Annotated in this window: 27 protein-coding genes; 16 read left to right on the plus strand and 11 right to left on the minus strand. The window is 69.5% G+C overall.

Features of this window, described 5'->3' with window-relative positions; all coding sequences use genetic code 11:
• Positions 1–34 precede the first annotated feature (34 nt).
• Entirely contained in the window at positions 35–1,933 is a 1,899-nt protein-coding gene (locus G510_RS15445) for an ABC transporter ATP-binding protein (protein WP_051216395.1), read from the plus strand.
• Here G510_RS15445 and G510_RS0105340 read toward each other — a convergent pair.
• From G510_RS0105340 to G510_RS0105370, 7 genes are all read right to left on the minus strand, one after another.
• On the minus strand, positions 1,891–2,565 hold the full coding sequence (locus G510_RS0105340; protein ID WP_051216397.1) for an NUDIX hydrolase: 675 nt from the start codon (positions 2,563–2,565) through the stop codon (positions 1,891–1,893). The genes G510_RS15445 and G510_RS0105340 overlap by 43 nt on opposite strands.
• Before the next feature lie 10 nt (positions 2,566–2,575).
• Positions 2,576–3,799 (minus strand): cysteine desulfurase family protein, encoded by a 1,224-nt coding sequence (locus tag G510_RS0105345; RefSeq protein WP_029152794.1) that lies wholly within the window; start codon positions 3,797–3,799, stop codon positions 2,576–2,578.
• A complete protein-coding gene (gene nadC, locus G510_RS0105350) occupies positions 3,796–4,641 on the minus strand; it encodes a carboxylating nicotinate-nucleotide diphosphorylase (protein WP_029152795.1) in 846 nt (281 codons plus the stop codon). The genes G510_RS0105345 and nadC overlap by 4 nt, the downstream gene beginning before the upstream one ends.
• Before the next feature lie 20 nt (positions 4,642–4,661).
• Positions 4,662–6,158, minus strand: coding sequence for an L-aspartate oxidase (gene nadB / locus G510_RS0105355; RefSeq protein ID WP_029152796.1), 1,497 nt, complete (start codon positions 6,156–6,158; stop codon positions 4,662–4,664).
• The gene (gene nadA, locus G510_RS0105360; RefSeq protein WP_029152797.1) at positions 6,155–7,444 is read right to left on the minus strand and encodes a quinolinate synthase NadA; all 1,290 of its coding nucleotides are present in this window, start codon (positions 7,442–7,444) and stop codon (positions 6,155–6,157) included. Before nadA ends, nadB begins: the two co-directional genes overlap by 4 nt.
• 160 nt (positions 7,445–7,604) lie before the next feature.
• Positions 7,605–8,024 (minus strand): NUDIX hydrolase, encoded by a 420-nt coding sequence (locus tag G510_RS0105365; protein ID WP_036322060.1) that lies wholly within the window; start codon positions 8,022–8,024, stop codon positions 7,605–7,607.
• A complete protein-coding gene (locus G510_RS0105370) occupies positions 8,021–8,494 on the minus strand; it encodes an NUDIX hydrolase (RefSeq protein WP_029152799.1) in 474 nt (157 codons plus the stop codon). Before G510_RS0105370 ends, G510_RS0105365 begins: the two co-directional genes overlap by 4 nt.
• A 45-nt stretch (positions 8,495–8,539) precedes the next feature.
• Between G510_RS0105370 and G510_RS0105375 the strand changes: the two genes are divergently transcribed.
• Together G510_RS0105375 and G510_RS0105380 are read left to right on the plus strand one after the other, a co-directional pair.
• Positions 8,540–9,121 (plus strand): GNAT family N-acetyltransferase, encoded by a 582-nt coding sequence (locus tag G510_RS0105375; RefSeq protein WP_029152800.1) that lies wholly within the window; start codon positions 8,540–8,542, stop codon positions 9,119–9,121.
• The gene (locus G510_RS0105380; RefSeq protein ID WP_029152801.1) at positions 9,121–9,546 is read left to right on the plus strand and encodes a GNAT family acetyltransferase; all 426 of its coding nucleotides are present in this window, start codon (positions 9,121–9,123) and stop codon (positions 9,544–9,546) included. The genes G510_RS0105375 and G510_RS0105380 overlap by 1 nt, the downstream gene beginning before the upstream one ends.
• Positions 9,547–9,624: 78 nt before the next feature.
• Here the strand turns inward: G510_RS0105380 and G510_RS15450 are convergent, their stop codons facing one another.
• On the minus strand, positions 9,625–10,590 hold the full coding sequence (locus G510_RS15450) for a hypothetical protein (protein WP_051216399.1): 966 nt from the start codon (positions 10,588–10,590) through the stop codon (positions 9,625–9,627).
• A 166-nt stretch (positions 10,591–10,756) separates the two neighbouring features.
• Positions 10,757–11,491, minus strand: coding sequence for a CPBP family intramembrane glutamic endopeptidase (locus tag G510_RS0105390; protein ID WP_029152802.1), 735 nt, complete (start codon positions 11,489–11,491; stop codon positions 10,757–10,759).
• Positions 11,492–11,530: 39 nt separating this feature from the next.
• Between G510_RS0105390 and G510_RS17430 the strand changes: the two genes are divergently transcribed.
• The 9 genes from G510_RS17430 to G510_RS0105435 all read left to right on the plus strand — a co-directional run bounded on the left by G510_RS17430 (position 11,531) and on the right by G510_RS0105435 (position 19,250).
• A complete protein-coding gene (locus tag G510_RS17430) occupies positions 11,531–12,091 on the plus strand; it encodes a hypothetical protein (RefSeq protein WP_051216400.1) in 561 nt (186 codons plus the stop codon).
• A 58-nt stretch (positions 12,092–12,149) separates the two neighbouring features.
• Complete coding sequence (locus G510_RS15460; RefSeq protein WP_051216402.1) at positions 12,150–12,662, plus strand: RNA polymerase sigma factor; 513 nt, start codon at positions 12,150–12,152, stop codon at positions 12,660–12,662.
• Positions 12,655–13,272, plus strand: a complete 618-nt coding sequence (locus G510_RS0105405) for a hypothetical protein (protein WP_029152803.1) — start codon at positions 12,655–12,657, stop codon at positions 13,270–13,272. The genes G510_RS15460 and G510_RS0105405 overlap by 8 nt, the downstream gene beginning before the upstream one ends.
• Before the next feature lie 56 nt (positions 13,273–13,328).
• The gene (locus G510_RS0105410; protein WP_029152804.1) at positions 13,329–13,958 is read left to right on the plus strand and encodes a hypothetical protein; all 630 of its coding nucleotides are present in this window, start codon (positions 13,329–13,331) and stop codon (positions 13,956–13,958) included.
• 88 nt (positions 13,959–14,046) lie between these two features.
• Complete coding sequence (gene typA / locus G510_RS0105415; RefSeq protein WP_029152805.1) at positions 14,047–15,951, plus strand: translational GTPase TypA; 1,905 nt, start codon at positions 14,047–14,049, stop codon at positions 15,949–15,951.
• 4 nt (positions 15,952–15,955) lie between these two features.
• Positions 15,956–16,339, plus strand: coding sequence for a DUF6113 family protein (locus G510_RS0105420; RefSeq protein ID WP_029152806.1), 384 nt, complete (start codon positions 15,956–15,958; stop codon positions 16,337–16,339).
• A gap of 47 nt (positions 16,340–16,386) precedes the next feature.
• Positions 16,387–16,707, plus strand: coding sequence for a ferredoxin (gene fdxA / locus G510_RS0105425; protein WP_029152807.1), 321 nt, complete (start codon positions 16,387–16,389; stop codon positions 16,705–16,707).
• Positions 16,707–17,816: a succinyldiaminopimelate transaminase gene (gene dapC / locus G510_RS0105430; RefSeq protein WP_029152808.1), complete on the plus strand. Its 1,110-nt coding sequence runs from the start codon at positions 16,707–16,709 to the stop codon at positions 17,814–17,816. Before fdxA ends, dapC begins: the two co-directional genes overlap by 1 nt.
• Positions 17,817–17,954: 138 nt before the next feature.
• Entirely contained in the window at positions 17,955–19,250 is a 1,296-nt protein-coding gene (locus tag G510_RS0105435; protein ID WP_084644213.1) for a citrate synthase, read from the plus strand.
• A 14-nt stretch (positions 19,251–19,264) separates the two neighbouring features.
• On the opposite strand, the gene dapD is transcribed toward G510_RS0105435, so the two are convergent.
• Positions 19,265–20,203: a 2,3,4,5-tetrahydropyridine-2,6-dicarboxylate N-succinyltransferase gene (dapD, locus tag G510_RS0105440; RefSeq protein WP_029152810.1), complete on the minus strand. Its 939-nt coding sequence runs from the start codon at positions 20,201–20,203 to the stop codon at positions 19,265–19,267.
• Between the two features lie 25 nt (positions 20,204–20,228).
• Here dapD and dapE point away from each other — a divergent pair, with 25 nt between their 5' ends.
• The 3 genes from dapE to G510_RS17820 all read left to right on the plus strand — a co-directional run bounded on the left by dapE (position 20,229) and on the right by G510_RS17820 (position 22,791).
• Entirely contained in the window at positions 20,229–21,299 is a 1,071-nt protein-coding gene (dapE, locus tag G510_RS0105445; protein WP_029152811.1) for a succinyl-diaminopimelate desuccinylase, read from the plus strand.
• Complete coding sequence (locus G510_RS0105450) at positions 21,281–22,525, plus strand: hypothetical protein (protein ID WP_029152812.1); 1,245 nt, start codon at positions 21,281–21,283, stop codon at positions 22,523–22,525. Before dapE ends, G510_RS0105450 begins: the two co-directional genes overlap by 19 nt.
• A gap of 92 nt (positions 22,526–22,617) precedes the next feature.
• Positions 22,618–22,791, plus strand: a complete 174-nt coding sequence (locus G510_RS17820; protein ID WP_084644214.1) for a DUF3117 domain-containing protein — start codon at positions 22,618–22,620, stop codon at positions 22,789–22,791.
• A 71-nt stretch (positions 22,792–22,862) separates the two neighbouring features.
• Here G510_RS17820 and G510_RS0105460 read toward each other — a convergent pair whose 3' ends face one another.
• Positions 22,863–23,492, minus strand: coding sequence for an O-methyltransferase (locus tag G510_RS0105460; RefSeq protein WP_029152813.1), 630 nt, complete (start codon positions 23,490–23,492; stop codon positions 22,863–22,865).
• Positions 23,493–23,526: 34 nt separating this feature from the next.
• Here G510_RS0105460 and G510_RS0105465 point away from each other — a divergent pair, with 34 nt between their 5' ends.
• Positions 23,527–23,901: a twin-arginine translocase TatA/TatE family subunit gene (locus tag G510_RS0105465; protein ID WP_029152814.1), complete on the plus strand. Its 375-nt coding sequence runs from the start codon at positions 23,527–23,529 to the stop codon at positions 23,899–23,901.
• Position 23,902 lies beyond the last annotated feature (1 nt).

The following is a 23,902-nucleotide window of genomic DNA, read 5'->3' on the forward strand; positions in this document are numbered from 1 at the left end:
GAGTGTTCGCGCGCCATAGGCTAGCCGGATGAGTATGGGACGGCCGATGGGCGGCGGGCGCGGGATGCGCCCGATCGACGAATCCGCGCAGCGGAAGGCGAACGCCGCCGCGCCGCGCGTTCCCGACCTCGGGAAGCGGATCGTCGCGCTGTTCCGGCCGTATCGGCGTCGGGTCGCGATGACGGCGCTGCTCGTGGTCGTCGGCGCCGGACTCGGCGTGATCCCGCCCCTCGTGATCCAGCGGGTCTTCGACGAGGCCCTGTTCCCACCCTCGGGCGAGGTCGACCTCAGCCTGCTCGGCCTGCTCGTCGGCCTCATGATCGTGTTGTACGTGCTGGCGGCGGGCACGCAGGTCGTGCAAACCTGGCTGACGTCGAGCGTCGGCAACCGGGTCGCGGGCGACCTGCGCGTGCGCATGTTCGACCACCTGCAGAACATGGAGCTGGCGTTCTTCACCCGCACCAAGACGGGCGTGATCCAGTCGAGGCTGCAGAACGACGTCGGCGGCGTCTCGGGCGTGCTCACGAGCACCGTGACGAGCATCCTCGGAAACGCCGTCACGGTGATCGCCTCGATCGTCGCGATGGTCCTGATCGACTGGCGCCTGACGATCATCTCGCTCGTGATGACGCCCGTGCTCGTCATCGTCCAGCGCCGCGTCGGCCAGGTGCGGGCGCGGATCGCGAGCGAGACGCAGCAATCGCTGTCGGAGCTGACCTCGATCACCCAGGAGACGCTGAGCGTGTCGGGCATCCTGCTGTCGAAGTCATTCAACCGCCAGCGCACCGAGTCGGCGCGGTACTCGGCCGAGAACGCCAACCAGATCCGGCTCCAGGTGCGCCAGACGATGAGTGGGCAGGGCTTCTTCGCGATCGTCAGCGTGCTCATGAGCTCGGTTCCCGCGGTCATCTATCTCGCCGCCGGGTTCCTCATCGACGGCGCGGCCGGATCCATCACCGCGGGCGCGATCGTCGCGTTCACGACGGTGCAGGCACGGGTATCGATGCCGCTCGTGAGCCTGATGCGGGTCGCGCTGGAGCTGCAGACGTCGCAGGCGCTGTTCGCGCGGATCTTCGAGTACCTCGACCTCGTGCCCGCGATCGCCGACCTCGACGATGCGGCCGACGTCGACGTCGATGGCGAATCGGATCAGGTGGGGCGCATCGAGTTCCGCGACGTCACGTTCCGGTACCCGGATGCGGCGCCCGATTCGACGCCGACGCTCGATCGCGTGTCGTTCGTTGCCGAGCCGGGCACGAACGTCGCGTTCGTCGGTCCGAGCGGCGCGGGCAAGACGACGATCCTCTATCTGACGCCGCGCATGTACGAGGCCTCAGCGGGCGAGGTGCTGTTCGCCGGGCGCGACGTGCGCGAGCTGAGCATGGGATCGATCATCGATCACGTCGGCATCGTCAGCCAGGAGACGTACCTGTTCCACGCCACGATCCGCGAGAACCTGCGCTACGCCAAGCCCGACGCGACCGACGACGAGATCGAGCGCGCGTGCCGCGGGGCGAACATCCACGAGCGCGTGATGAGCTTCGAGGGCGGGTACGACACCGTCGTCGGCGAGCGCGGGTATCGCCTGTCGGGCGGGGAGAAGCAGCGGATCGCGATCGCGCGCGTGCTGTTGAAGGATCCGCCGGTGCTGCTGCTCGACGAGGCGACCAGCGCGCTCGACACCGTGAGCGAGCGCGTCGTGCAGGAGGCGATCGAGCAGGCCGCGCGCGGGCGCACGACGATCACGATCGCTCACCGACTGTCGACCGTGGTCGGCGCCGACAAGATCTACGTGCTCGACGCCGGACGGATCGTCGAGCAGGGCACGCACGCGGAGCTGATGCGCCTGGACGGCTTCTACGCGACGCTCGCGACGCAGCAGGAGCCGGGTCAGAGCGGGCCGGGATCGGCGAAGTCGACCTCGGCGTTGTAGCGGAAGATGCGGGCCGGACGGTGCGGGCCCGTGCGGAAGTCCTCGGTCGGCACGAGCGCTTCAGATCCTTCGAGGAGCCGCCGGAAGTTCGACGGGTCGAGGCGCTTGCCGAGCACCGTCTCGTACACGCTGCGCAGCTCGGCGAGCGTGAACTCGTCGGGGAGCAGCGCGGCGGCGATGCGGCTGTAGCCCGCCTTGTTCCGCAACCGCCAGACGGCGTATTCGATGATCGAGCGGTGATCGAACGCGAGGTCCGGCAGAGCCTCGACGGGGAACCACTCGACGTTCTCGGGCGATCCGGCGGCGGCCCGCTGGGCCTCGACGAGGTCGCTGCGCAGCAGCGCCCAGTACACGACCGAGACGACGCGCGCTGAGGCGTTGTCGAACGTGTAGAGCTGCTCGAGCCAGCTCGGAGCGAGTCCGGTCGTCGCCGCGAGCGTGCGGCCCGCGGCTGTCTCGAGGCCCTCCGCGTCGCCGAGCCACCCGCCGGGAAGGGCCCACTGGTCGAGGAACGGCTCGCGCGTGCGCCTCACGAGCGGGATCATCAGCTCGTCGCGGTCGGTCCCGGCGCGCACCGAGAAGATCGCGGCCTGGACGGCGATCCGCGGCGGATCATTCGTGGCGACAGTCACGCACTAGACCCTACCGACCGCGTGCCGGAAGATTCGCGTGGGCCGCCGCTGCGAGCGCGCGGGCGACGTCGTCGAGGTCGTCGCTGCGCGCCGAGAGTGAGAAGCGGATCGCCGTTCGGGCCTCATCCTCGTCGCTTCCGAGGGCGAGGAGCACATGCGAGGCGTCTTCGCTCGCGGCGGAGCACGCGGATCCGCTCGATGCCAGCACCCCGCGGCGCTCGAGGTCGGTCAGGACCGCCTCGCCGTTGATGCCCTCGATCGTGAAGCTGGCGATGTGAGCCAAGCGCTGGGTGGGGTGCCCCGTGAGCCGGGCCGCCGGCACGACGCCGAGCACGTCCTGGACGAACTCGTCGCGGACCCGTGCGATGCGCGCCGCGGACTCGGTGCGTTCGGCCTCCGCCAGGTCGAGCGCGGCGGCCATCGCCACGGCGCCCGCGACCGACTCGGTGCCCGAGCGCCGCCCGCGCTCCTGGCCTCCGCCGTGCAGCAGGGGCTCGAGCGGGATCCGCTGCCGCACCATGAGCACTCCGGTGCCCTTCGGCGCGCCGATCTTGTGGCCGGAGAGGGAAACGGCATCGGCGAGAGCGTAACGACGGCGGCTTTCGGCCGCGGCGGCGGAACTCGGCCGGAAACGGCTCGTGTCCCCGCGATCTGCCGTCGTTGTGCGGCGCGCGAGCGGCAGCCACCCGGCGGCCTGCACGGCATCGAGGTGCAGCGGCACAGCGCGAGCTGCACAGACGGCGCGGATCTCGTCGATGTCCTGCACCGTGCCGACCTCGTTGTTCGCGTACTGCACGCTCACGAGCGAGGTGTCGTCGCGGATCGCCCGGTCGACCTCCGCCGGATCGACCAGCCCATGCCGGTCGACCGGCAGCACGGACGCCTCGATGCCGTGGATCCGCTCGAGCGCGGCGACGGATTCGAGCACGGACGAATGTTCAACAGCGGTGGTGACGACGTGCCGGAGCCCGCGGCCCGCGAGAGCGGCCACGGCGATGCCCTTGACGGCGAGATTGTTCGACTCCGTGCCGCCGGAGGTGAAGACGATATCGCCCGCGCGGGCGCCGAGGTGCCGCGCGACGCGGTGCCGCGCGCTCGTGAGGGCCGCGCGGGCGCGCTCGCCCGCCGCGTGCGCGCTCGACGGATTTCCGAACTCCGTCGTGAGGAACGGGGTCATGGCCTCGAGCACCTCGCGGCGGACCGGAGAGGTGGCGGCGTGGTCGAGGTAGATCACGACACCGCGATGTCGAGCCCGAGATCGAGCGACCTCGCCGCGTGCGTCAGGGCTCCGACCGAGATCACGTCGACGCCCGTCGCGGCGATGTCGGAGACCGAATCGAGGTTGACTCCGCCGGAGGCCTCGACCGCCGCACGGCCGGCGATCAGCCGCACCCCATCGCGCAGATCGTCGAGCGAGAAGTTGTCGAGCATGATCGTGTCGACCCCGGCCGCGAGCACGGGCTCGATCTGGTCGATCCGGTCGACCTCGACCTCGATGTGGGTCGTGTGCGGGAGGGATTCCCTCGCCTCCCGCAGCGCCTGGGTGAGGTCGCGGCCGGCGACGACGGCGAGGTGGTTGTCCTTCGCCATGACGGCGTCGGACAGCGAGAAGCGATGGTTATGGCCCCCGCCCGAGACGACGGCGTGCCGCTCGAGCGCGCGGAGGCCGGGCGTCGTCTTCCGGGTGTCGGCGATGCGCGCGCCCGAGCCGGCGACGGCGTCGACGTAGCGCGCGGTCAACGTGGCAATGCCCGACATGCGCTGCGCGAGATTGAGCCCGACGCGCTCGGCGGTGAGCACGGCGCGTGCAGGCCCCGTCACGCGCGCGAGCCGGTCGCCCGCGGCGAAGCGGGATCCGTCGGCTGCCTCGAGCGCGACTGAGACCGCCTGGTCCGTCAGCCGGAAGGCGGCAGCGAACACCGCGCCGCCGCTGAAGACGCCGGGCTCGCGTGCGATGAGGTCGGCCTCGGCCGTCGCCGCGGCGGGGATCAGGGCCTCGCTCGTGATGTCGCCCCACGGGGCGTCCTCCTCGAGCGCGAGACGCACGACGCGGTCGATGGCTGCCTGGGTCAGCATGGGTCTCCTTCGAGCGGCGGTCAGGCCGCGGTGGGCACGAGCGCGGGGTCCGAGCGGTGGTGCGCGCCGACCGACTGCGGCCGGGTGCGAGCGGCGCGAACGATCTCGAGCGCCACGGTGAGGAGGCCGAGATCCTCGATGTCGGCGACGGAGGACGGTTCGGCGAGGTCCGACAGCCAGCCCTCGATGCGATCGGCCGCGAGATCGAGGCCGGCCGCATCGCGCTCCAGCCCGGCGTGCTCCCACATCACCCGGCCGAGGGCCTCGCGGTCGAAGTCGTCGGCGGAATCTCCCTGGATCCGCGCACTGCGGCCGGGTCGTATCGGCGCGGCACTGCGGACCGTCGTGGGGCGGTAGCGCGACGCGGCGCGGGCGGCGCGCGATCCGAAGACCGCCCCCTCGAGCAGCGAGTTCGACGCGAGCCGGTTCGCGCCGTGCACGCCCGTGCACGCGGCCTCGCCCGCGGCGAAGAGACCGGGAACGCTCGTCGCGCCGTCGATGTCCGTGACGATCCCGCCCATCAGGTAGTGGGCTGCGGGGGCGACGGGGATCGGATCCCGTGCCCAGTCGAGCCCGCGACCTCGCACGGCGCGGTCGATCGTCGGGAACCTCGCGGCGAGGTGCTCGGCCCCGAGGCCCGTCGCATCGAGCAGCACGGGGCGGCCGCGCTGCTTCGCCATGGCGTCGGCGATCGCCCGCGCCACGACGTCGCGCGGGGCGAGCTCGCCGTCGGGGTGGGCGTCGAACGCGAACCGGCGCCCGTGATCGTCGAGCAGCACCGCACCCTCGCCGCGCACCGCCTCGGAGACGAGGAACGCCTCGCCGTCGGCAAGCACGGTCGGGTGGAACTGCACGAACTCCATGTCGGCGACGCGCGCCCCCGCCCGCATCGCGGCGGCGATGCCCTCGCCCGTCGCACCGGCCGGGTTCGTCGTGCGCGCGTACGCCCGCCCGCACCCGCCCGTGGCGAGGATCACGGCCTCGGCGCCGACATCGACGGAGCGTCCCGAGCTGTCCATGAGCCGCGCGCCGACGACGGATCCGTCGGAGAGGAGAAGATCCTGCAGCGCGGTGTGCTCGCGCACGTCGATGCCGGCCGCGCGCACCGCGCCGATGAGGGCGCGCTCGATCTCGGCGCCCGTGGCGTCGCCGCCGGCGTGCAGGATCCGCGGGTGCGAGTGCGCTGCCTCGAGGCCCTGCGCGAGCCGGCCGTCGGCGTCGCGGTCGAAGACGACGCCGCAGTCGAGCATCAGCCACGCGATGACGTCGGTCCCGTCCTCGACGAGCGTCATCACGGCATCCGGATCCGCCGTATCGTCGGCCGCGCGCAGCGTATCCGCCCAGTGCGACGCGTGGGTGTCATCGGGGGAGACGACCGCGGCGATTCCGCCCTGAGCGTGCGTCGTGTTCGCATCGTCGATCCGCCCCTTCGTGGCGATCACGACCTCGGCGCCGCTCTCGCGGGCGACGAGCGCGGCGGTGAGGCCGGCGATCCCCGACCCGACGACGAGGATCACGGGAGCGCTCGCAGCATGCGATCGAGCGCCGTGCGCGCGGGCTCGGCGACGTCGCCGGTGACGCGGATCCGGTTGACCGTCTCGCCAGCGACCAGCTTCTCGAGCACCCACGCGAGATAGGCGGGGTGGATCCGGTACATCGTCGAGCACGGGCACACGACGGGGTCGAGGCAGAAGATCGTGTGCTGCGGGTTCTGGGCCTGAAGGCGCCGCACGAGGTTGATCTCGGTGCCGATCGCGAACGTCGTAGGCTCGGTCGCCTCCTCGATCGCGCGGCGGATGACGTCGGTCGAGCCCGACTCGTCGGCCGCATCGACGACCGGCATGGGGCATTCGGGGTGCACGATCACGCGCACGCCGGGGTGCTCGGCGCGGGCCCTGTCGATCTGCTCGGTCGTGAACCGCCGGTGCACGGAGCAGAAGCCGTGCCACAGGATGACGCGCGAGTCCGCGAGCTCGGTGGGGGAGGATCCACCGAGGGCGCGCCGCGGGTTCCACATCGGCATCTGCTCGAGGGGCACGCCCATCGCCTTGGCGGTGTTCCGGCCCAGGTGCTGATCGGGGAAGAACAGCACGCGGCGGCCGCGCGCGAACGCCCACTCCAGCACGGTCTTGGCGTTCGACGAGGTGCACACGATGCCGCCGTGACGCCCGACGAAGCCCTTGATCGCGGCGGACGAGTTCATGTATGTCACCGGGATCACCGGCACGAGGCCGTCGGCGTCCGGCTCGTCGAGCGGGCCGAGCAGGTCTTCGAGCTGCTCCCAGCACTCCTCGACCTCGTCGATCGAGGCCATGTCGGCCATCGAGCACCCCGCGCCGAGGTGGGGGAGGATCACGCTCTGATCGGGGCCGGAGAGCAGGTCGGCCGTCTCGGCCATGAAGTGCACGCCGCAGAACACGATCGCCTTGGCGGCGGGGTGCTCGCTCGCCGCGCGGGCGAGCTGGAACGAGTCGCCGACGTAATCGGCGTAGGCGACGATCTCGTCGCGCTGGTAGAAGTGGCCGAGGATCACGACGCGATCGCCGAGCGTCGCGCGCGCGGCACGGATCCGCTCGTCGAGCTCGTCATCGCTCGCGGCGCGGAGGTCTTCGGGCAGGTCGCCCTGCGCGGGCGCGATGCCGGGGAACGGATCGGCGGACGAGGATCCCGGCCCGTACCCGGGCGTCTTGTCGAACGTCCACGGCGCCTCGGCGAGGTCGGTCGAGCAGGAATCGGCGGGGTTCTGAGTGATCGCGCGGGCGACGGAGGCGTCGACCTCCAGGGTGAGCCGGGTGGCGGACATGGCGCTCCTCGAGAGATAAGGTGTCGGAGACCATAACCTTACACCTGCTTAAGGTTCTGTTGACCTTAAGCGGGCTACCGTGCGCGCAAACCTTCATTTCTGGCACTTTTCTACACGCAATTGCGTGTAGAAAAGTGCCAGAAATGAAGGGAAGTCGGCGTTAGATGCCCGCGGCGCGGAGTGCGGGGAGGATCCGGGTCGTCATCAGCGGCGCCAGGTCGGCCGACGGCGGACCTTCCGTCGCGACCCAGCGGATCTCCTCGATCTCGGCAGCCGGCGTCGTCACCTCGACGGGCGGGTGCGTGAACACCGTGCCGCGCACGACGTAGCCGTCCTCGTTCGCCGCGGGCGCCTCGAAGACGCCGAGCAGCCGCATCCGCGCAGGATCCAGCTCGACGCGCAGCTCTTCGCGCACCTCGCGGATCGCCGTGTCGACGGCGCTCTCGCCCGGATCCGGTTTGCCGCCCGGCTGCATGAACATGCTCGTGCCGCGCTTGCGCACGGCGAGCACGTGCCCCGTGCGCGGGTGCCGGATGACGACGGCGCTCACGCGGATCCGCTTGAGCTCGTGATCGATCATCGATCGAACCGCGCGGATCCCTCGTGAACGAGCGCCTCGCGGATCCGCTCGCGCATATCGTCGTTGACGCCCGCCGCGGCAATCTCGTCGATCGGGCACCACCATGCGCGCGTGTTCTCGCCGTCGGCGGGGTGCGGATCGCCGCCGTCCGCCGAGCAGCGCACGACGATGTCGAGGTACTGCGCGCGGTCGCCGTTCGCGTACGTCATCGGCGGGAGCGCGTGCACCCAGACGATCGCCTCGGCGCGCGCGCTGATGCCGGCCTCCTCGGCGACCTCGCGCACGGCGGCGAGAGTCGGATCTTCGCCGGGATCCACGATTCCAGTGACGGGCGTGACCAGGCCGTTGTCGGCGCGCTCGACGAGCAGCACCTCATCGCCCTTCACAACGACGGCCGTCACGCCGATGAGCCAGAGCAGCTCGTGGCCGACCTTCTCGCGCAGGCGCAGGACGAAATCGGGTGTCGACATGGTTCGACCCTAAGCCCGTCGTGGGGGCGCACTAGGCTTATCGAGGTGAGCTTCGCGTCAACACCCACCCTGCAGAACGACCGCGTGCGCCTGGAGCCGCTTTCCCCCGACCACGCCGAAGACCTTGTCACCGTCGTTTCGGACGGCGACCTGTGGCGCACTTGGTACACGAGCATTCCGCGGCCAGAGAATGTGTCCGCCGAGATCGACGCGCGACTCGTCCGCCAGCAGGCCGGAGAGATGGCGCCCTGGGCGATCATCGATCGTGAGACAGATCGTGCCGTGGGCATGACGTCGTACTGCAATATCGACGAGGCGAACCGCCGGGTCGAGATCGGGTACACGTGGATGGGGCGACAGACGCACGGCACGACGATCAACCCCTCGGCGAAACTATTGTTGCTGTCGCGGGCGTTCAACGATCTCGGATGCATCGCGGTGCAATTCTTGACGCATTGGCATAACCGTCAGTCACGCGCGGCGATCGAAAAACTGGGCGCCAAACAGGACGGCGTCCTGCGCAACCATCGGGTCATGCCCGACGGTCACATCCGCGACACTGTCGTCTTCTCGATCATCGAAGGCGAATGGCCGGCCGTTCGCCGCGGCCTCGAAGCGAGGATCTGATGGTCGTCGCTATTCGCCCGCTCAATGATTCCGACATCGACGCGGTGATCCGGTTATGGGAGACCTCCGGCCTGACGCGTGAGTGGAACGATCCGCGCGCCGACATCGCCCGCGCCCGCGCCGTGTGGCCCGACTTGCTGCTCGTCGCCGTCGACGGCGACGCGGTCGTCGGATCCGTTATGGCCGGATACGACGGACACCGCGGCTGGCTGTACTACCTCGCGACGGAACCGTCGTCGCGCGGGCAAGGGGTCGGATCCGCTCTCGTCGCGGAAGCGGAGCGCCGGCTCGGCGAGCTCGGCTGCCCGAAGGTGCAGCTCATGGTGCGCCGCGAGAACGCGCAGGTCCTGTCGTTCTACGACGCGCTCACCTACGCCCCGAGCGACGTCGAGGTCTACGGCAAGCGCCTGAACGCGGTCCCCTGACCCTCCCCAACCCTTCATTTCTGGCACGATTCTTCATCGATTTGCATGGTGAAATGTGCCAGAAATGAAGGGTTGGGGTCAGAGGTGCGACGGGAGGGTGCGGAGCAGATCTCGCCGTGCAGGGCGGACCTCGGCGACGCCCGCGGTCCGGAGGACATCCCGCAGCTTCTCCGGCCGTCGCACGTCGTCCCATGCCCAGCGCGCGATGCCGCGCACCTGGCGGCGGAGTGCATCCTCTCGACGCTTCTCCGCCCATACCTGTTGCTCCGGGCCGGCCCCGTTCAACGAGTACTTCGCGCGTCCGTCCGCCTCGCCGATCACGTCCGCGCTGCGCCAGTAACAATCCGAGCGCACGATCGAACCGCCTCCGATCTCGAACTCCACCTGCAGCTCGGGGCGCTCGAAGCCGAGCCATTCGATCACGCAGAGCGACGCCGACTCGAGTGCGGTTTCGGCCAAGGGCGTCGCGGTCGCCAGCGGCCATCGAGCAGCGGCCCGCCCGCGCCGGCTGAGCCTCTCGTCGTTGGTCGCGAGCAGGACGTCGGGACTCATCCCTGATCGGCGAACCAATGCATCGGCCGCGGCGCGCGCGATCACGGGGTGGTGCGTGCGGGCGAGGTCCACGATCGTGTCGCTCGGTGACGTCGCCGCGATGCCGGGCTCGACGACGACGTCGGGCTCGTCGCTCGTGTGGTGCCACTGGATGTCGCCGGTGCGGCGGGAACCGCCCGACCGTTTCGCCCGCGCATGGAGGTGATACGGCATTCCGAGCGTCGGCAGCCCCCAGAGCGCGGCCGCGGATTCGTGCATGAACACGGTGTGCGGCGACTTCATGGCGAACGCGTGGATCCGCGCGAGATAGCGGCTCCACGGCGGCAGCGCTTCCCAGCCGTCGGTATCGACGTATACGCCGCTGCGGATGCGATGCAATCGCCCGACGCGGACGGCATGGTCGAACCGCGTGCCGGATTCCGCACGTCGGATCAGAGCGATCGGCGGCGGCTGGATCGCGAGAGTCGAGAGCGGCGGATCCTGAAGTCTCATCTATCGATCGTGACGCCGTTCACGCTTCTGAGTCCGAACTGCGAACAACTCATGCGGATCCGCGATTGTGAGCGACGTGTCGACGTCAGGCCGCCCCGTCACAACCCTTCATTTCTGGCACATTTCACCATGCAACTAGATGAAGAATCGTGCCAGAAATGAAGGGTTAGGGGAGGTAGGGGGCCGCCAGCGGGTAGCCGACGAAGGCGAACACATCCAGCAGCGTGTGGGCGATCACCAGGGGCATCACGCGCCGCCACTTCAGGTACACCCATCCGAAGACGAGGCCCATCACCATGTTGCCCAGCGCCATCGCGGGGCCCTGGTAGAGGTGATAAAGGCCGCGCAGCGCCGCCACGGCGACGAGCACGCGCCACCCGGATCCCAGGCGTTCGAACAGGTATCCGTTGAGGATGACCTCCTCGAGCAGACCCGCGCGCACGGCGGAGAGGAGGAGCAACGGGATCGTCCACCACGCGGCGTCGAGCTCCGACGCCTGTACCTGGAGCGTCAGCCCCATAAGGCGGCTGATCGCATACAGGCCGAGCCCGGGGATCCCGATCGACGCCAGCAGCAGAACCGCTGTTCCCACGTCGCGCCCGAACCGCGAGAAGTTCAGCCCGATGCGCTGGAACGCGCTCTGCGCCGGTCGCCACAGCAGGTAGATCACGAGGGCGACGAGCGCGAGATCGAAGAACACGTCGAAGACCCGGTAGATCGCATCCCAGATCGCCTGATCCGCCTGCGACGGGTTGAGCGCCGTCGCTTGTTCGGACAGCGGCGCGGTCATGAGCGATCGGATGAAGGACAGCACCGAGTACACGGCCGATCTGCCGATCGACAGCGCGAGCACGATGCCGACCTCCCAGCCGAGGCGAGCTCGTGAGATGTCGGTGGTCACGAAGTCAGCCTGTCACAACAACTCCGTATCCTTGACGGCATGCCCCGCGACACCGACCCGATCGTGCTCCGCTCGTCATTCGCCTGGGTCTGGACCGGGCTCGCGATCGCGCTGACCGCATACCTCCTCATCGATATGGGGATCCGCGCGAGCGTCTGGGACGCGTTCCTCGTCGCCCCCTGGCTGCTGCTCGTGTGCTGGGTCGTGTGGCTGTTCCAGGTCGTCCCGCGCATCGAGGCCGACGAGCGCGGGGCCCGCGTCTACAACCTCCTCCGGATCCTCGACCTGCCCTGGTCGGCCGTGGCGAGCGTGCGGCTCCGCTACCACACGGAGTTCACGCTGCGCTCGGGCGAGACCGTCACCGCGTGGGGCGGATCCTCGCGGCGCCTGCACCTGTCCATCAAGCACCGCAGCGCGGAGGATCCCGCGATGGAGGAAGCCGACGCGCTCCAGCGCCTGCACGCGAACGCGGTGCGGGACCCGTCGCCCGCCCGCCGCCGCTGGAACGCCCCGGCGCTCGCCGCCCTCGTCGTGATCGTCGTGTGGATCGTCTTCTCGCTGATGCAGACCGGCGGAATCGTGATCCCCGGGGTGATGTAACACTTCCGACGCCTCCGGCAATATGAAGGGAAAGGACCCCTTCGACGAAAGCGATCGTGTGGCAGATCGAGCGATTCACGCGGACGAGTTCCGTGCGTTCTATCGCGCCCACTACGGGCTGATCCTCACGGTCGCCGAGCAGCGGCTCGACACGCACCAGGCCGCCGAGGACGCGACCGCCGACGCGTTCCAGATCGCGTGGCGGAGGTACCAGCACGATGACGCGACGCTCGCCCTCCCGTGGCTCTATCAGATCCTGCGGAACGTGATCGGAACCGAGTATCGACGGCTGGCAAGGGCGCGGCACGCGAACGAACAGCTCGATCTCGACCACGGCACGGATCCGCAGATCGAGCGGCGCATCGACGTACGGAATGCGCTGCGCCGGCTTCCGGAGCAGGACCGGGACCTGCTGTACATGGCCTACTGGGAGGACCTCACGGGCGACGAGCTGGCCGGGATCCTCGGGGCGAGTCCGGGCGCCGTTCGGGTGCGTCTGACGAGAGCGCGCGAGAAGCTCCGCACGATTCTTGCGGACATCGAGGCACGGCAGGGGGATCGCCATGGATGACATCGAGGAGATGCTGCGCGACGCGCGTCCCGAATCAGGGCGCCGTGACCGGGCGCCGAGCGCGCGTTCGGAGCGCGAACTCGACGCGTTGATCTTGTCGACGCAGGCGGAACAGATCCCTGGACGTGCGCGGGTCGTGAGGAAACGTCGGGGCATCGGTCGCCGGACGATACGAACCGCACTGATCCTCCTGGCGGGTGCGATCGCGATCGCGGTGGCCGGCGGGCTGGCCTCACTGCTCGACGGCGCGCAACAGGAACCGCCTCCTGTCGCGCAGCCCGCGGAACCGGATCCGTCGACCGTGCTGTCGAGTGCGGCCGACAAGCTCGATGGGACGGGCGAACAGAGCGAATCCGGTATTGCGGCGCCGGAAGACAGCCGGGCGCTCATCGAGTGGCTCACCTCGGGGGAGCTGACGCGGTCGAATCAGGCGACCTGGCTTCGGGACCTGTCGGAGGACGGTCTCGCCACGCACGCCGAGCGCGGAGCCGACGACACGTGGCTTGTCGATGTCGCAGGCGTCACCCTCGTGATCCGGGAAGCAGCGGGCGAGGTCTCGGCGGTCATCGACACGCAGGGCCGGACGCACACCGTTCCGCCGGGGACGTAACAATCGCCCGCCTCCGGCAATAACCTCTGCAATACATCCCCGCAGAGAGGATCCCCATGAAGATGCGACATCGCGCGCACGCCGCGGCGGTCCCGTGCGCCGTGCTCGTCCTCGGCACCGTCGGATGTGCGACCGGTCAACCCGCCGAGAGACCGAGCACGCCATCGGCCACCGCAATCGCGAACATCTTCACCACGCAGCACCGCACCACGGTCATCGACGACGGCGACCGCCCGCCGCAGCTCTGCATCGGGGGCGTGGCGCAGTCGCTCCCGCCGCAGTGCGCGGGGATCGATCTCGAAGACTGGGACTGGAGCGCCGTCGGTGACCACGAGCAGCAGGGGAGCGTGCGGTGGGGCTCGTTCGTCGTCGCGGGCGAGTACTCCGCACCCGATAACTCCCTGCGCGTGACATCGGTGTCGGCGGACGGAACGGATCCTCGCCACACAATGGAGCCGTGCGCCGACGGATCCCGCGAGAAGACGGATCCGTCGAACGTCATGCGCATCTGGGAGTTCATCGAGGAGGACCTCGGCGTTCGAGTGTTCTCCGGCGGCGACGTCCCGGCGTGCGGATCCGTGGAGGTCCGAGTCGGGCACGACGACGGATCTATCCAGTCGGCGGTAGATGCAGAGTTCGGCGCGGGAACAGCGTCCGTCGATTCGGCACTCGTTCCCGCGCCGTGACATCCGCCCAGCACCGGCACAGCCTGGCGCGATAAGGTGGATCGCCCTGATTTCGGGGCACCTCCCAACGACCCAGAAGGATCCCTTCATGGCGCTTGCGCACCGCACCGATCTCCGCAACGTCGCGATCATCGCCCACGTCGACCACGGCAAGACGACCCTTGTCGACGCGATGCTCCGACAGACCGGCTCGTTCGGCGACCACGAGCACGTCGACGAGCGCGCGATGGACTCGAACGACCTCGAGCGTGAGAAGGGCATCACGATCCTCGCCAAGAACACGGCGATCACGTACAACGGCGAGCACACCGACACCCCGATCACGATCAACGTCGTCGACACCCCGGGCCACGCCGACTTCGGCGGCGAGGTCGAGCGCGCGCTGTCGATGGTGCACGGCGTCGTGCTGCTGGTCGACGCCTCCGAGGGCCCGCTGCCGCAGACGCGCTTCGTGCTGCGCAAGGCGCTCGAGGCCAAGATGCCCGTGATCCTGCTCGTGAACAAGACCGACCGCGCCGACGCGCGCATCGAAGAGGTCGAGGGCGAGGCCCAGGACCTGCTGCTCGGCCTTGCGGGCGACCTCTCCGACGAGGTCCCGGATCTCGACGTCGACGCGCTGCTCGACGTTCCGGTCATCTACGCGTCGGGCCGTGCGGGCATCGCCAGCCGGACGCGCCCCGAGAACGGCTCGCTGCCGGAGGGCGACAGCCTCGAGCCGCTGTTCGAGGCGATCCTCGAGCACGTCCCCTCGCCCACCTACGACGACGAGGCGCCGCTGCAGGCCTGGGTCACGAACCTCGACTCGTCGTCGTTCCTCGGCCGCCTCGCGCTGCTGCGCGTCGTCAACGGCACGCTCAAGAAGGGCCAGACCGTGGCCTGGGTGCGCGCCGACGGAACCGTGCAGAACGCGCGCATCACTGAGCTGCAGATGACCAAGGCGCTCGACCGCTACCCGGCCGAGCAGGCCGGCCCCGGCGACATCGCCGTGATCGCGGGCTTCGAGGACATCATGATCGGCGAGACGATCGCCGACCCGAACGACGTGCGTCCGCTGCCGCAGATCACGATCGACCTGCCGAGCATCTCGATGACGATCGGCACCAACACCTCGCCGCTCGTCGGCAAGGTCAAGGGTCACAAGCTCACCGCTCGCATGGTCAAGGACCGCCTCGACCGCGAGCTCATCGGCAACATGTCGCTCCACGTGAACGACATCGGCCGTCCCGACGCGTGGGAGGTGCAGGGCCGCGGCGAGCTGCAGCTCGCGATCCTCGTCGAGAACATGCGCCGCGAGGGCTTCGAGCTCACCGTCGGCAAGCCGCAGGTCGTCACGCGCAAGGATGAGAGCGGCCACACGATCGAGCCCTTCGAGCAGCTCACGATCGATGCGCCCGAGGAGTACCTCGGCGCGATCACGCAGCTTCTCGCCGCCCGCAAGGGCCGCATGGAGTCGATGACCAACCACGGCACCGGCTGGATCCGCATCGAGTTCGCGATCCCGGCTCGCGGCCTCATCGGCTTCCGCACGCAGTTCCTGTCGATCACGCGCGGCACCGGCATCGCGAACGCGATCTCGACCGGCTACGGCCCGTGGGCCGGCCAGATCGAGGCGCGCGCGCAAGGATCCATCGTCGCCGACCGCTCGGGCGTCGTCACGCCGTTCGCGATGGTCGCCCTGCAGGAGCGCATGTCGTTCTTCGTCAAGCCGACCGAAGAGGTCTACGAGGGCATGGTCATCGGCGAGAACTCGCGCGCCGACGACATGGACGTGAACATCACCAAGGAGAAGAAGCTCACGAACATGCGGTCGGCCAACGCCGACACGTTCGAGTCGATGACGCCGCCGCGCATCCTCTCGCTCGAGGAATCCCTCGAGTTCGCGGCTGAGGACGAGTGCGTCGAGGTCACCCCCGAGCACGTGCGGATCCGCAAGGTCATCCTCGACGCCACCACGCGCGGTCGCGAGACGGCGCGGAAGAAGCGCCAGGGCTGATCCGATGAGCTGGCCGGCTCGCGCCGTCACGTGGATCCTCGCGCTCGTCGCGGGGGCCGTGTTCGGCGTGGCCGGCACCATCACCCACCCGCTCGTCATGGGGTGGGTGCCGGTCGGTCTCATCGTCGCGGCGCTCGGCTGCGCCGGGCTGATCCTCGCCGTGCGGCTGCTCATCGAGGACCGCGGTGCGGTCCTCGCGTGCGGCGTCGGCATGATCGCCGCGCTCATGGTCTTCTCGGGCCGCGGCCCGGGCGGATCCGTCGTGGTTCCGCAGGCCGCCGAGGGCGAGTTCCCGTTCGGCATCACGTGGACGCTGCTGCTGACGGCGATCGTTCTCGTCGTCGTCGCGTGGCCGAGATTCCGCCGCCCCGAGCGCGCCGCCGGCTGAGACCCGCCGCTGAGCCGACCATCAGGCCGCGCGGCTAGAATTACAGCGTGACTTACGTGATCGCCCTTCCCTGCGTGGACGTCAAAGACCGCGCCTGTATCGATGAGTGCCCCGTCGACTGCATCTACGAGGGCGAACGCAGCCTGTATATCCACCCCGACGAGTGCGTCGACTGCGGTGCGTGCGAGCCCGTGTGCCCCGTCGAGGCGATCTACTACGAGGACGACCTCCCCGAAGAGTGGTCCGACTACTACAAGGCGAACGTCGAGTTCTTCGACGAGATCGGCTCCCCGGGCGGCGCCGCGAAGATCGGTGTCATCCCGAAGGATCACCCCGTCATCTCGGTTCTGCCGCCGCAGAGCGTCTGATGTCGATCAACGACCTCGACGACTACCCGTGGGACAAGGTCACGCCCTATCGTGAGCGGGCCGAGCAGCATTCCGGCGGAATCTGCGACCTGTCGATCGGATCCCCGACGGATCCCACGCCGCAGATCATCCGCGATGCGCTCGTGGAGGCGACCGACGCACACGCGTATCCGACCGCGGCGGGATCGCCCGAGGTGCGCGCCGCGATCCGCTCCTGGTACGCGCGTCGCCGCGGCGTGACGGGGCTCACCGACGACAACGTGATCCCGACGATCGGATCCAAGGAGCTCGTCGCCCTGCTGCCGACGCTGCTCGGTCTGGGGGAGGGCGACGTCGTGGTGCATCCGCGCGCCGCCTATCCGACGTACGAGGTCGGCGCGCGCGTCGCCGGTGCCGCGCCCGTCGCCGCCGATGACCCCGACGAGTGGCCCGAGGGCACGAAGCTCGTGTGGATCAACTCTCCCGGCAACCCCGACGGCCGCGTCCGGGGCGTCGATGAGCTGCGCCGCGCGGTCGATCGCGCGCGCGAGATCGGCGCCGTGATCGCGAGCGACGAGTGCTACGCCGAGCTCGGCTGGGACGCGCCGTGGGACACGGAGACGATCCCGTCGATCCTGGATCCGCGCGTCGCGGGCGATTCTCGCGCGAACCTCCTGAGCGTGTACTCGCTCAGCAAGCAGTCGAACCTCGCGGGCTACCGCGCGGCGTTCGTAGCAGGGTGCAGCCGCGTCGTCGCCCAGCTGCTGAAGAACCGCAAGCACCTGGGCCTCATGCCGCCGGCGCCCGTGCAGCACGCGATGGCCGTCGCGCTCGCCGACGACGAGCACGTCGAGGCCCAGCGCGAGATCTACCGCCGCCGGCGCGACGAGCTCCGTCCCGCCCTCGAGAGCGCCGGATTCCGCATCGACGGCAGCGAGGCGGGGCTGTACCTGTGGGTGACCGAGGGCGATGACGCGTGGGCGTCGATGTCGCGGCTCGCAGAGCTCGGGATCCTCGCCGGTCCTGGCGTCTTCTACGGCGACTTCTACCCGAACCACGTTCGGCTGTCGCTGACGGCGAGCGACGATCGGATCCGTGCCGCGGCCAGCCGCCTGCGCGGGCCGTCGTAGGTATCATCAACGATCCTCGGCGAACGTTGCCGAGTTTCACAGTGGCCCATTCGGGCCGATAGGCTATGGCGGGGCGCCCTGCGGAACATGCAGCCGGGTTCGCCTGCATGGAGATCCCAGAAACGACGAGGAGATGCCGTGAGCGACGCGGGAAACCTGCCCGAGAAGGCCACTCTGACGGTAGGCGACAAGATCGCCGAGTTCCCGGTGCTGCCGGCGGTTGATGGCAAGAGCGCGATCGACGTATCGACGCTGTCGAAGCAGACCGGCTACACAGCGCTCGACTACGGGTTCGTCAACACGGCGTCGACGAAGTCGGATATCACCTACATCGACGGCGAGGCCGGGATCCTGCGCTACCGCGGGTATCCGATCGAGCAGCTCGCCGAGAACTCGAGCTTCCTCGAGGTGGCGTGGCTGCTCATCTATGGCGAGCTGCCGACGGCCGACGAGCTCGCGTCGTTCGACGACAAGATCCGCCGCCACACGCTGCTGCACGAAGACCTCAAGCGCTTCTTCGCGGCCCTTCCCTCGACGTCGCACCCGATGGCCGTGCTGTCGTCGGCGACGAGCGCGCTGTCGACGTTCTACGAGGGTCAGTCGGATCCCGACAACCCCGAGCACGTCGAGATGAACATCATCCGCCTGCTCGCGAAGCTTCCGGTGATCGCGGCGTACTCGCACAAGACCTCGAACGGGCAGGCCTTCCTGTACCCCGACAACTCGCTCGGGTACGTCGAGAACTTCCTGCGCCTGAACTTCGGCGTCATGAGCGAGCCGTACGAGATCAACCCCGTCATGGCGAAGGCGCTCGAGCGCCTGCTGATCCTGCACGCCGATCACGAGCAGAACGCGTCGACGTCGACCGTGCGCCTCGTGGGATCCACGGGAGCCGACCAGTACGCGTCCGTCTCCGCCGGCATCCACGCGCTCTCCGGCCCGCTGCACGGCGGCGCCAACGAGGCCGTGTTGAAGATGCTCGCGCAGATCGAGGAGTCCGGCGAGAGCGTCCAGCGCTTCGTCGAGCGGGTCAAGAACAAGGAAGACGGTGTGAAGCTCATGGGCTTCGGGCACCGCGTCTACAAGAACTACGACCCGCGCGCGAAGATCGTCAAGAACGCGGCCGACGAGGTGCTGGCGGCGCTCGGCGTCAACGACCCGATGCTCGACATGGCGAAGGAGCTCGAGGAGATCGCGCTCAACGACGAGTACTTCCAGGCGCGCAACCTGTACCCGAACGTCGACTTCTACACCGGTGTGATCTACAAGGCCATGGGCTTTCCGACGCGGGTGTTCACGGTGCTGTTCGCGATCGGTCGCCTGCCGGGCTGGCTGGCGCAGTGGAGCGAGCAGAACCGCGACCGTCAGGGCAAGATCGGCCGCCCGCAACAGCTCTACACGGGCGAGGCGGCGCGCGACTACCCGACGACGTAGTCGCGCGCGCCGCGTCAGGCGTGCAGGGCCGCGTTCAGCGTCACTCCGACGCCGCGGCGCCTGCGGGCCTCGACGGCTCCTGTGACGGAGTTGCGGATGAACAGCAGGCCGCTCGCGCCCGAGAGCTGGGCGCCCTTGACGACGGGCGCGTCCGGCTCGTCGGCCAGCACGATCTTGGTGCCGGCCGTGACGTAGAGCCCGGCCTCGACGACGCAGTCATCGCCGAGCGAGATGCCGAGGCCCGAGTTCGCGCCGAGCAGCGTGCGCTGGCCGATCGACACACGGTGCGAGCCGCCGCCCGAGAGCGTGCCCATGATCGACGCGCCGCCGCCGACGTCGGATCCGTCGCCCACGACGACGCCCTGCGAGACGCGGCCCTCGACCATCGACGCGCCGAGCGTTCCGGCGTTGAAGTTCACGAATCCCTCGTGCATCACGACCGTGCCGGACGCAAGGTGGGCGCCGAGCCGGAGGCGCGAGCCGTCGGCGATGCGCACGCCCTTCGGCAGCACGTAATCGGTCAGGCGGGGGAACTTGTCCTGCGCGTATACCTGGATCCCGCTGAGCTTCAGCAGCGGCAGGTTCGCCGCCGCGAAGTCGGGAGCGACCGGCCCCGCGTTCGTCCACGCGTTGTTCGGCAAGTGGCCGAAGATGCCGTCGAGACTGATCGAGTTCGGCCGCACCAGCAGGTGCGACAGCGCGTGCAGGCGCAGGTAGGCATCGCTCGTGGATCCGACGGGCGAGTCGAGGTCGATCTCGATCTCGATCACCTCGGTCACGACAGCGCGGCGCGGATCCGGTCCGACCTGCTCGGCGAGCGCGCCGCGTTCCGCTGCGAGGTCGCGATCCGCGAGGCGACCGATGAGGGGTGCCGGGAACCACGTGTCGAGAACGGTGCCGTCGGTCGCCGTGGTCGCGATGCCGACGCCGGAAGCCCAGCGCGTATCAGTCATGCATCCAGGCTAATAGGCTGGAGGCATGCTCGATCTCACCGCGTCCGCCGTCGACCTCACACGAGCACTGTGCGACATCCCGAGCGTGTCGGGGGATGAGGGCGCGTTGGCCGACGAGGTCGCCCGCGCGCTCGCGCCCGTGGCCCATCTCGAGGTGATCCGCGACGGCGACGCGATCGTCGCGCGGACGAACCTCGGGAGGGCCGAGCGCGTGATCATCGCCGGTCATCTCGACACCGTGCCGATCAACGATAACCTGCCCGTGCGCGACGTCTCAGAAGACGGCGAGGCCTACCTCTGGGGCCGCGGAACGGTCGATATGAAGGCCGGCGTCGCGGTGCAGCTCAAGCTCGCGGCCGAGCTCACGGAGCCCGTCTACGACATCACCTGGATCTGGTACGACCACGAGGAGGTCGAGGCCGAGAAGAACGGCCTCGGGCGGCTCGCGCGAACGAGGCCGGACCTGCTCGAGGGATCCTTCGCGATCCTCGGCGAGCCGTCGAACGGCGGCATCGAGGGCGGCTGCAACGGCACGCTGCGCGCCGTGGTGCGTACGCACGGGATCCGCTCGCACAGCGCGCGCGCCTGGCGCGGCGAGAACGCGATCCACTTCGCCGCGCCGATCCTCGCGAAGCTCGCGGAGCACACGGCTCGGACGATCGACGTCGAGGGCCTCGCCTACCGCGAGGGGCTGAACGCGGTGCGGATCTCCGGCGGCGTCGCCGGCAACGTGATCCCCGACCTGTGCGAGGTGGAGGTCAACTACCGTTTCGCGCCGGACAAGACCGCCGAGGAGGCGGTCAATCGCATCACCCACTTCTTCGACGAGTACGAGGTCGAGATCACCGACCTCGCGGGCGGGGCGCGCCCCGGCCTCGACGCCCCGATCGCGCAGTCGTTCGCCCGGGCGGTGGGCGGCACGCCGAAGCCGAAGTACGGCTGGACGGACGTGGCGCGGTTCAGCGCCCTCGGCATCCCGGCGGTCAACTACGGCCCCGGCGACGGCCAGCTGGCGCACGCCGACGACGAGCGGGTGCGGGTCAGCGAGATCGAGAATGTCGAGCGAGGGCTGCGCGGATGGCTGAGCGCCGACTGACCTCGGCGGCGCCCTGGGTGAGGGTGCTCGCCGTCTACGCGATTGCGCGCGCCGTCACGACCCTCCTGATGGCGCTGAGCTCGGCGCTGGCGCCGGCCGACGGTCGGCACGGACAGGGTCCGTCGATCCTCGACTACATCGCGGGGTGGGACGCGGCCTGGTACCGCGAGATCGCCCTCAACGGGTACCCCGCCGACCTGCCCGTCGATGATTCCGGCTCCGTGCAGCAGAACGCCTGGGCCTTCATGCCGATCTTCCCCTGGCTCGCGCGCGGACTCGCCGCCGTGTGGCCAGCAGCCGGCCTCGGATCCGGCGACGTCTGGGCGATCGCGAACGCCTGGGCGATCGCCGCGGCCCTCGTCTCGCTCGTCGCGGGGTTCTTCGCGTGCTGGGCCGTCTATGTGCTGCTCGAGCGCGCGCTCGACGCGGAGCGCGCGCTCTGGGGCACGGCGTTCGTCGCGGCCGGTCCGCTGGCGCTGATGTTCCAGGTCGGATACGCGGAGGCCCTCTTCCTCGCGGTCGCCATGTGGGCGCTCGTCGCGCTGTCGCGCGAGGCGTGGTGGTGGCTGTACCCGGCGAGCATGCTGCTGGCCTTCGTTCGCCCCGGCGAGCTCGCCCTGCCGCTGACGATCGCGCTGTACGGCATCTGGCGCATCCTGAACCGCCGCGACCGGCCGATCGAGCGTCGCGAGGTCGTGCACATCCTCGGCACCGGCGCGGTCGGCACCCTCGCGGGCTTCGCCTGGCCGGTGATCGTGAACGCCGTGACGGGAAGCGGATCCGCGTACTTCGACACCGAGCTCGCGTGGCGGGCAGGTTGGGTGCCCGGCGGGGCGGACGGGTTCGTGCCGGGCGAGGGGTGGCTCACGGGCGCGAGCGTGTGGGCGGACCTCTGGGGCATCCCGACGTGGGCCGGGTACGTCCTGCTCGCCGTCATCGCCGCCGCCGCGGTGCTACTGTTCCTGACCCCGGCCGTCCGCGCGCTCGGCATCGAGACGCGGCTGTGGTCGGCCAGCTACCTGGTCTACGCGGCGCTCGTGCTGTTTCCGCAGTCGAGCACGTTCCGCCTGCTGCTTCCGATCGCGCCGCTCATCGCGGGTGCGCTCGCGTTCCCGAAACTGCTGCGCTCGTCGCGGATCCTCATCCTCATCGCGCTCGCGGCGCTGCAGTTCTGGTGGATCCACGCCATGTACGGCCACGGGAACACCTATTTCCTCATTCCGTGACGCCCGATGACGCTCTTCGACACCCCTCGCGGGGCGTGTGGCTGGGCGTTCCCTATAGAATGGGTGTGACCAATTAGGAAGGGGAGCCACCTATGGCTGCTATGAAGCCGCGCACCGGAGACGGACCCATGGAGGCCGTGAAAGAGGGGCGCCTCATCATCGTTCGCGTCCCGCTCGAAGGCGGCGGACGCCTCGTCGTATCTGTGAACGACGAGGAGGCGAAGGAGCTTCACGGCGTGCTGAGCGGCGTTGTCGAGGCAGCCTGAGCATCCTGGCGTCAGCGACGCAGAAGAGGGCCGGATCCGTATGGGATCCGGCCCTCTTCTTCTGCTTCGCGTCAGCTGCGGCGGGTCGTGATCTGCAGCAGACCCTCCTCGAACGACGACAGCGTCGCGACGACCGACGTCGAGGCGAGCGTCTCGGTGATGAGGCCCCGGAGGTCGCTCGTCAGCGCGTCGCGGGCGACGGGATCCGCGATGCGGCCGGAGGCCATCACCCGCGGGACGAGCACGGTGCCGCCCGGGCGCGCGAGGCGCAGCCCGTGCGCGACGTAGTCGATCGCGTGCTCGGGATCCGCATCGATCAGCACGATGTCGTACGCCGCTTCGTTCATGCGGGGGAGCACGCTGTCCGCGCGGCCCGTGATGTAGCGCACGTGCGACGGCGCGATCCTCGCGTGCTGGAACGCCTGGCGCGCCGCGGCGAGGTGCTCGGGCTCCTTGTCGATCGTCGTGAGCACGGCCTCGGGCGCGCCGTGCAGCAGCCACAGGCCGGACACGCCCGCACCCGTGCCGATCTCGATCATCGTGCGGGCGCCCGACGCCGCGGCGACCGCGGCGATCTGCGACCCGACGGCCGGGCTGACGGGTGCGGCGCCGAGCTCGATCGCGTTCTGCCGCGCTCGAGCGATGTGGTCGGGTTCGACGATCGCCTCGCGCACGAATCGCGCCACTGCACTGTCTGTCATGTGATCCAGAGTAGATGCCGCTACTCTGAATCACATGTTCGGCGGCTTCACGATCGAGAAGATCATCATGATCGGGGTGATCGCGGCGATCCTGATCGGTCCCGAGCGCCTTCCTCAGGCAGCGGAGTGGCTGGGGCGCACGGCGCGCAAGACCCGCGAGTACGTTCAGGGCGCCCGCACGCGGGTGCAGGAGGAGATGGGCGAGGACCTCGGCGACGTCGACTGGAAGAAGCTCGACCCGCGCCAGTACGACCCGCGCCGCATCATTCGCGAGGCGCTCCTCGAGGACGACTCGCCGGCGCGTCCCGCGGCGGCGGCCACGACTGTCGCGATCCCGCGGACGACCCCGCTCGCCGTGACGGCCTTCACGTCGGAGGCGCCCCCGCCCTTCGACGACGAAGCGACCTGAC

It is taken from the genome of Microbacterium gubbeenense DSM 15944 (genome assembly GCF_000422745.1).
GTDB lineage: Bacteria > Actinomycetota > Actinomycetes > Actinomycetales > Microbacteriaceae > Microbacterium > Microbacterium gubbeenense.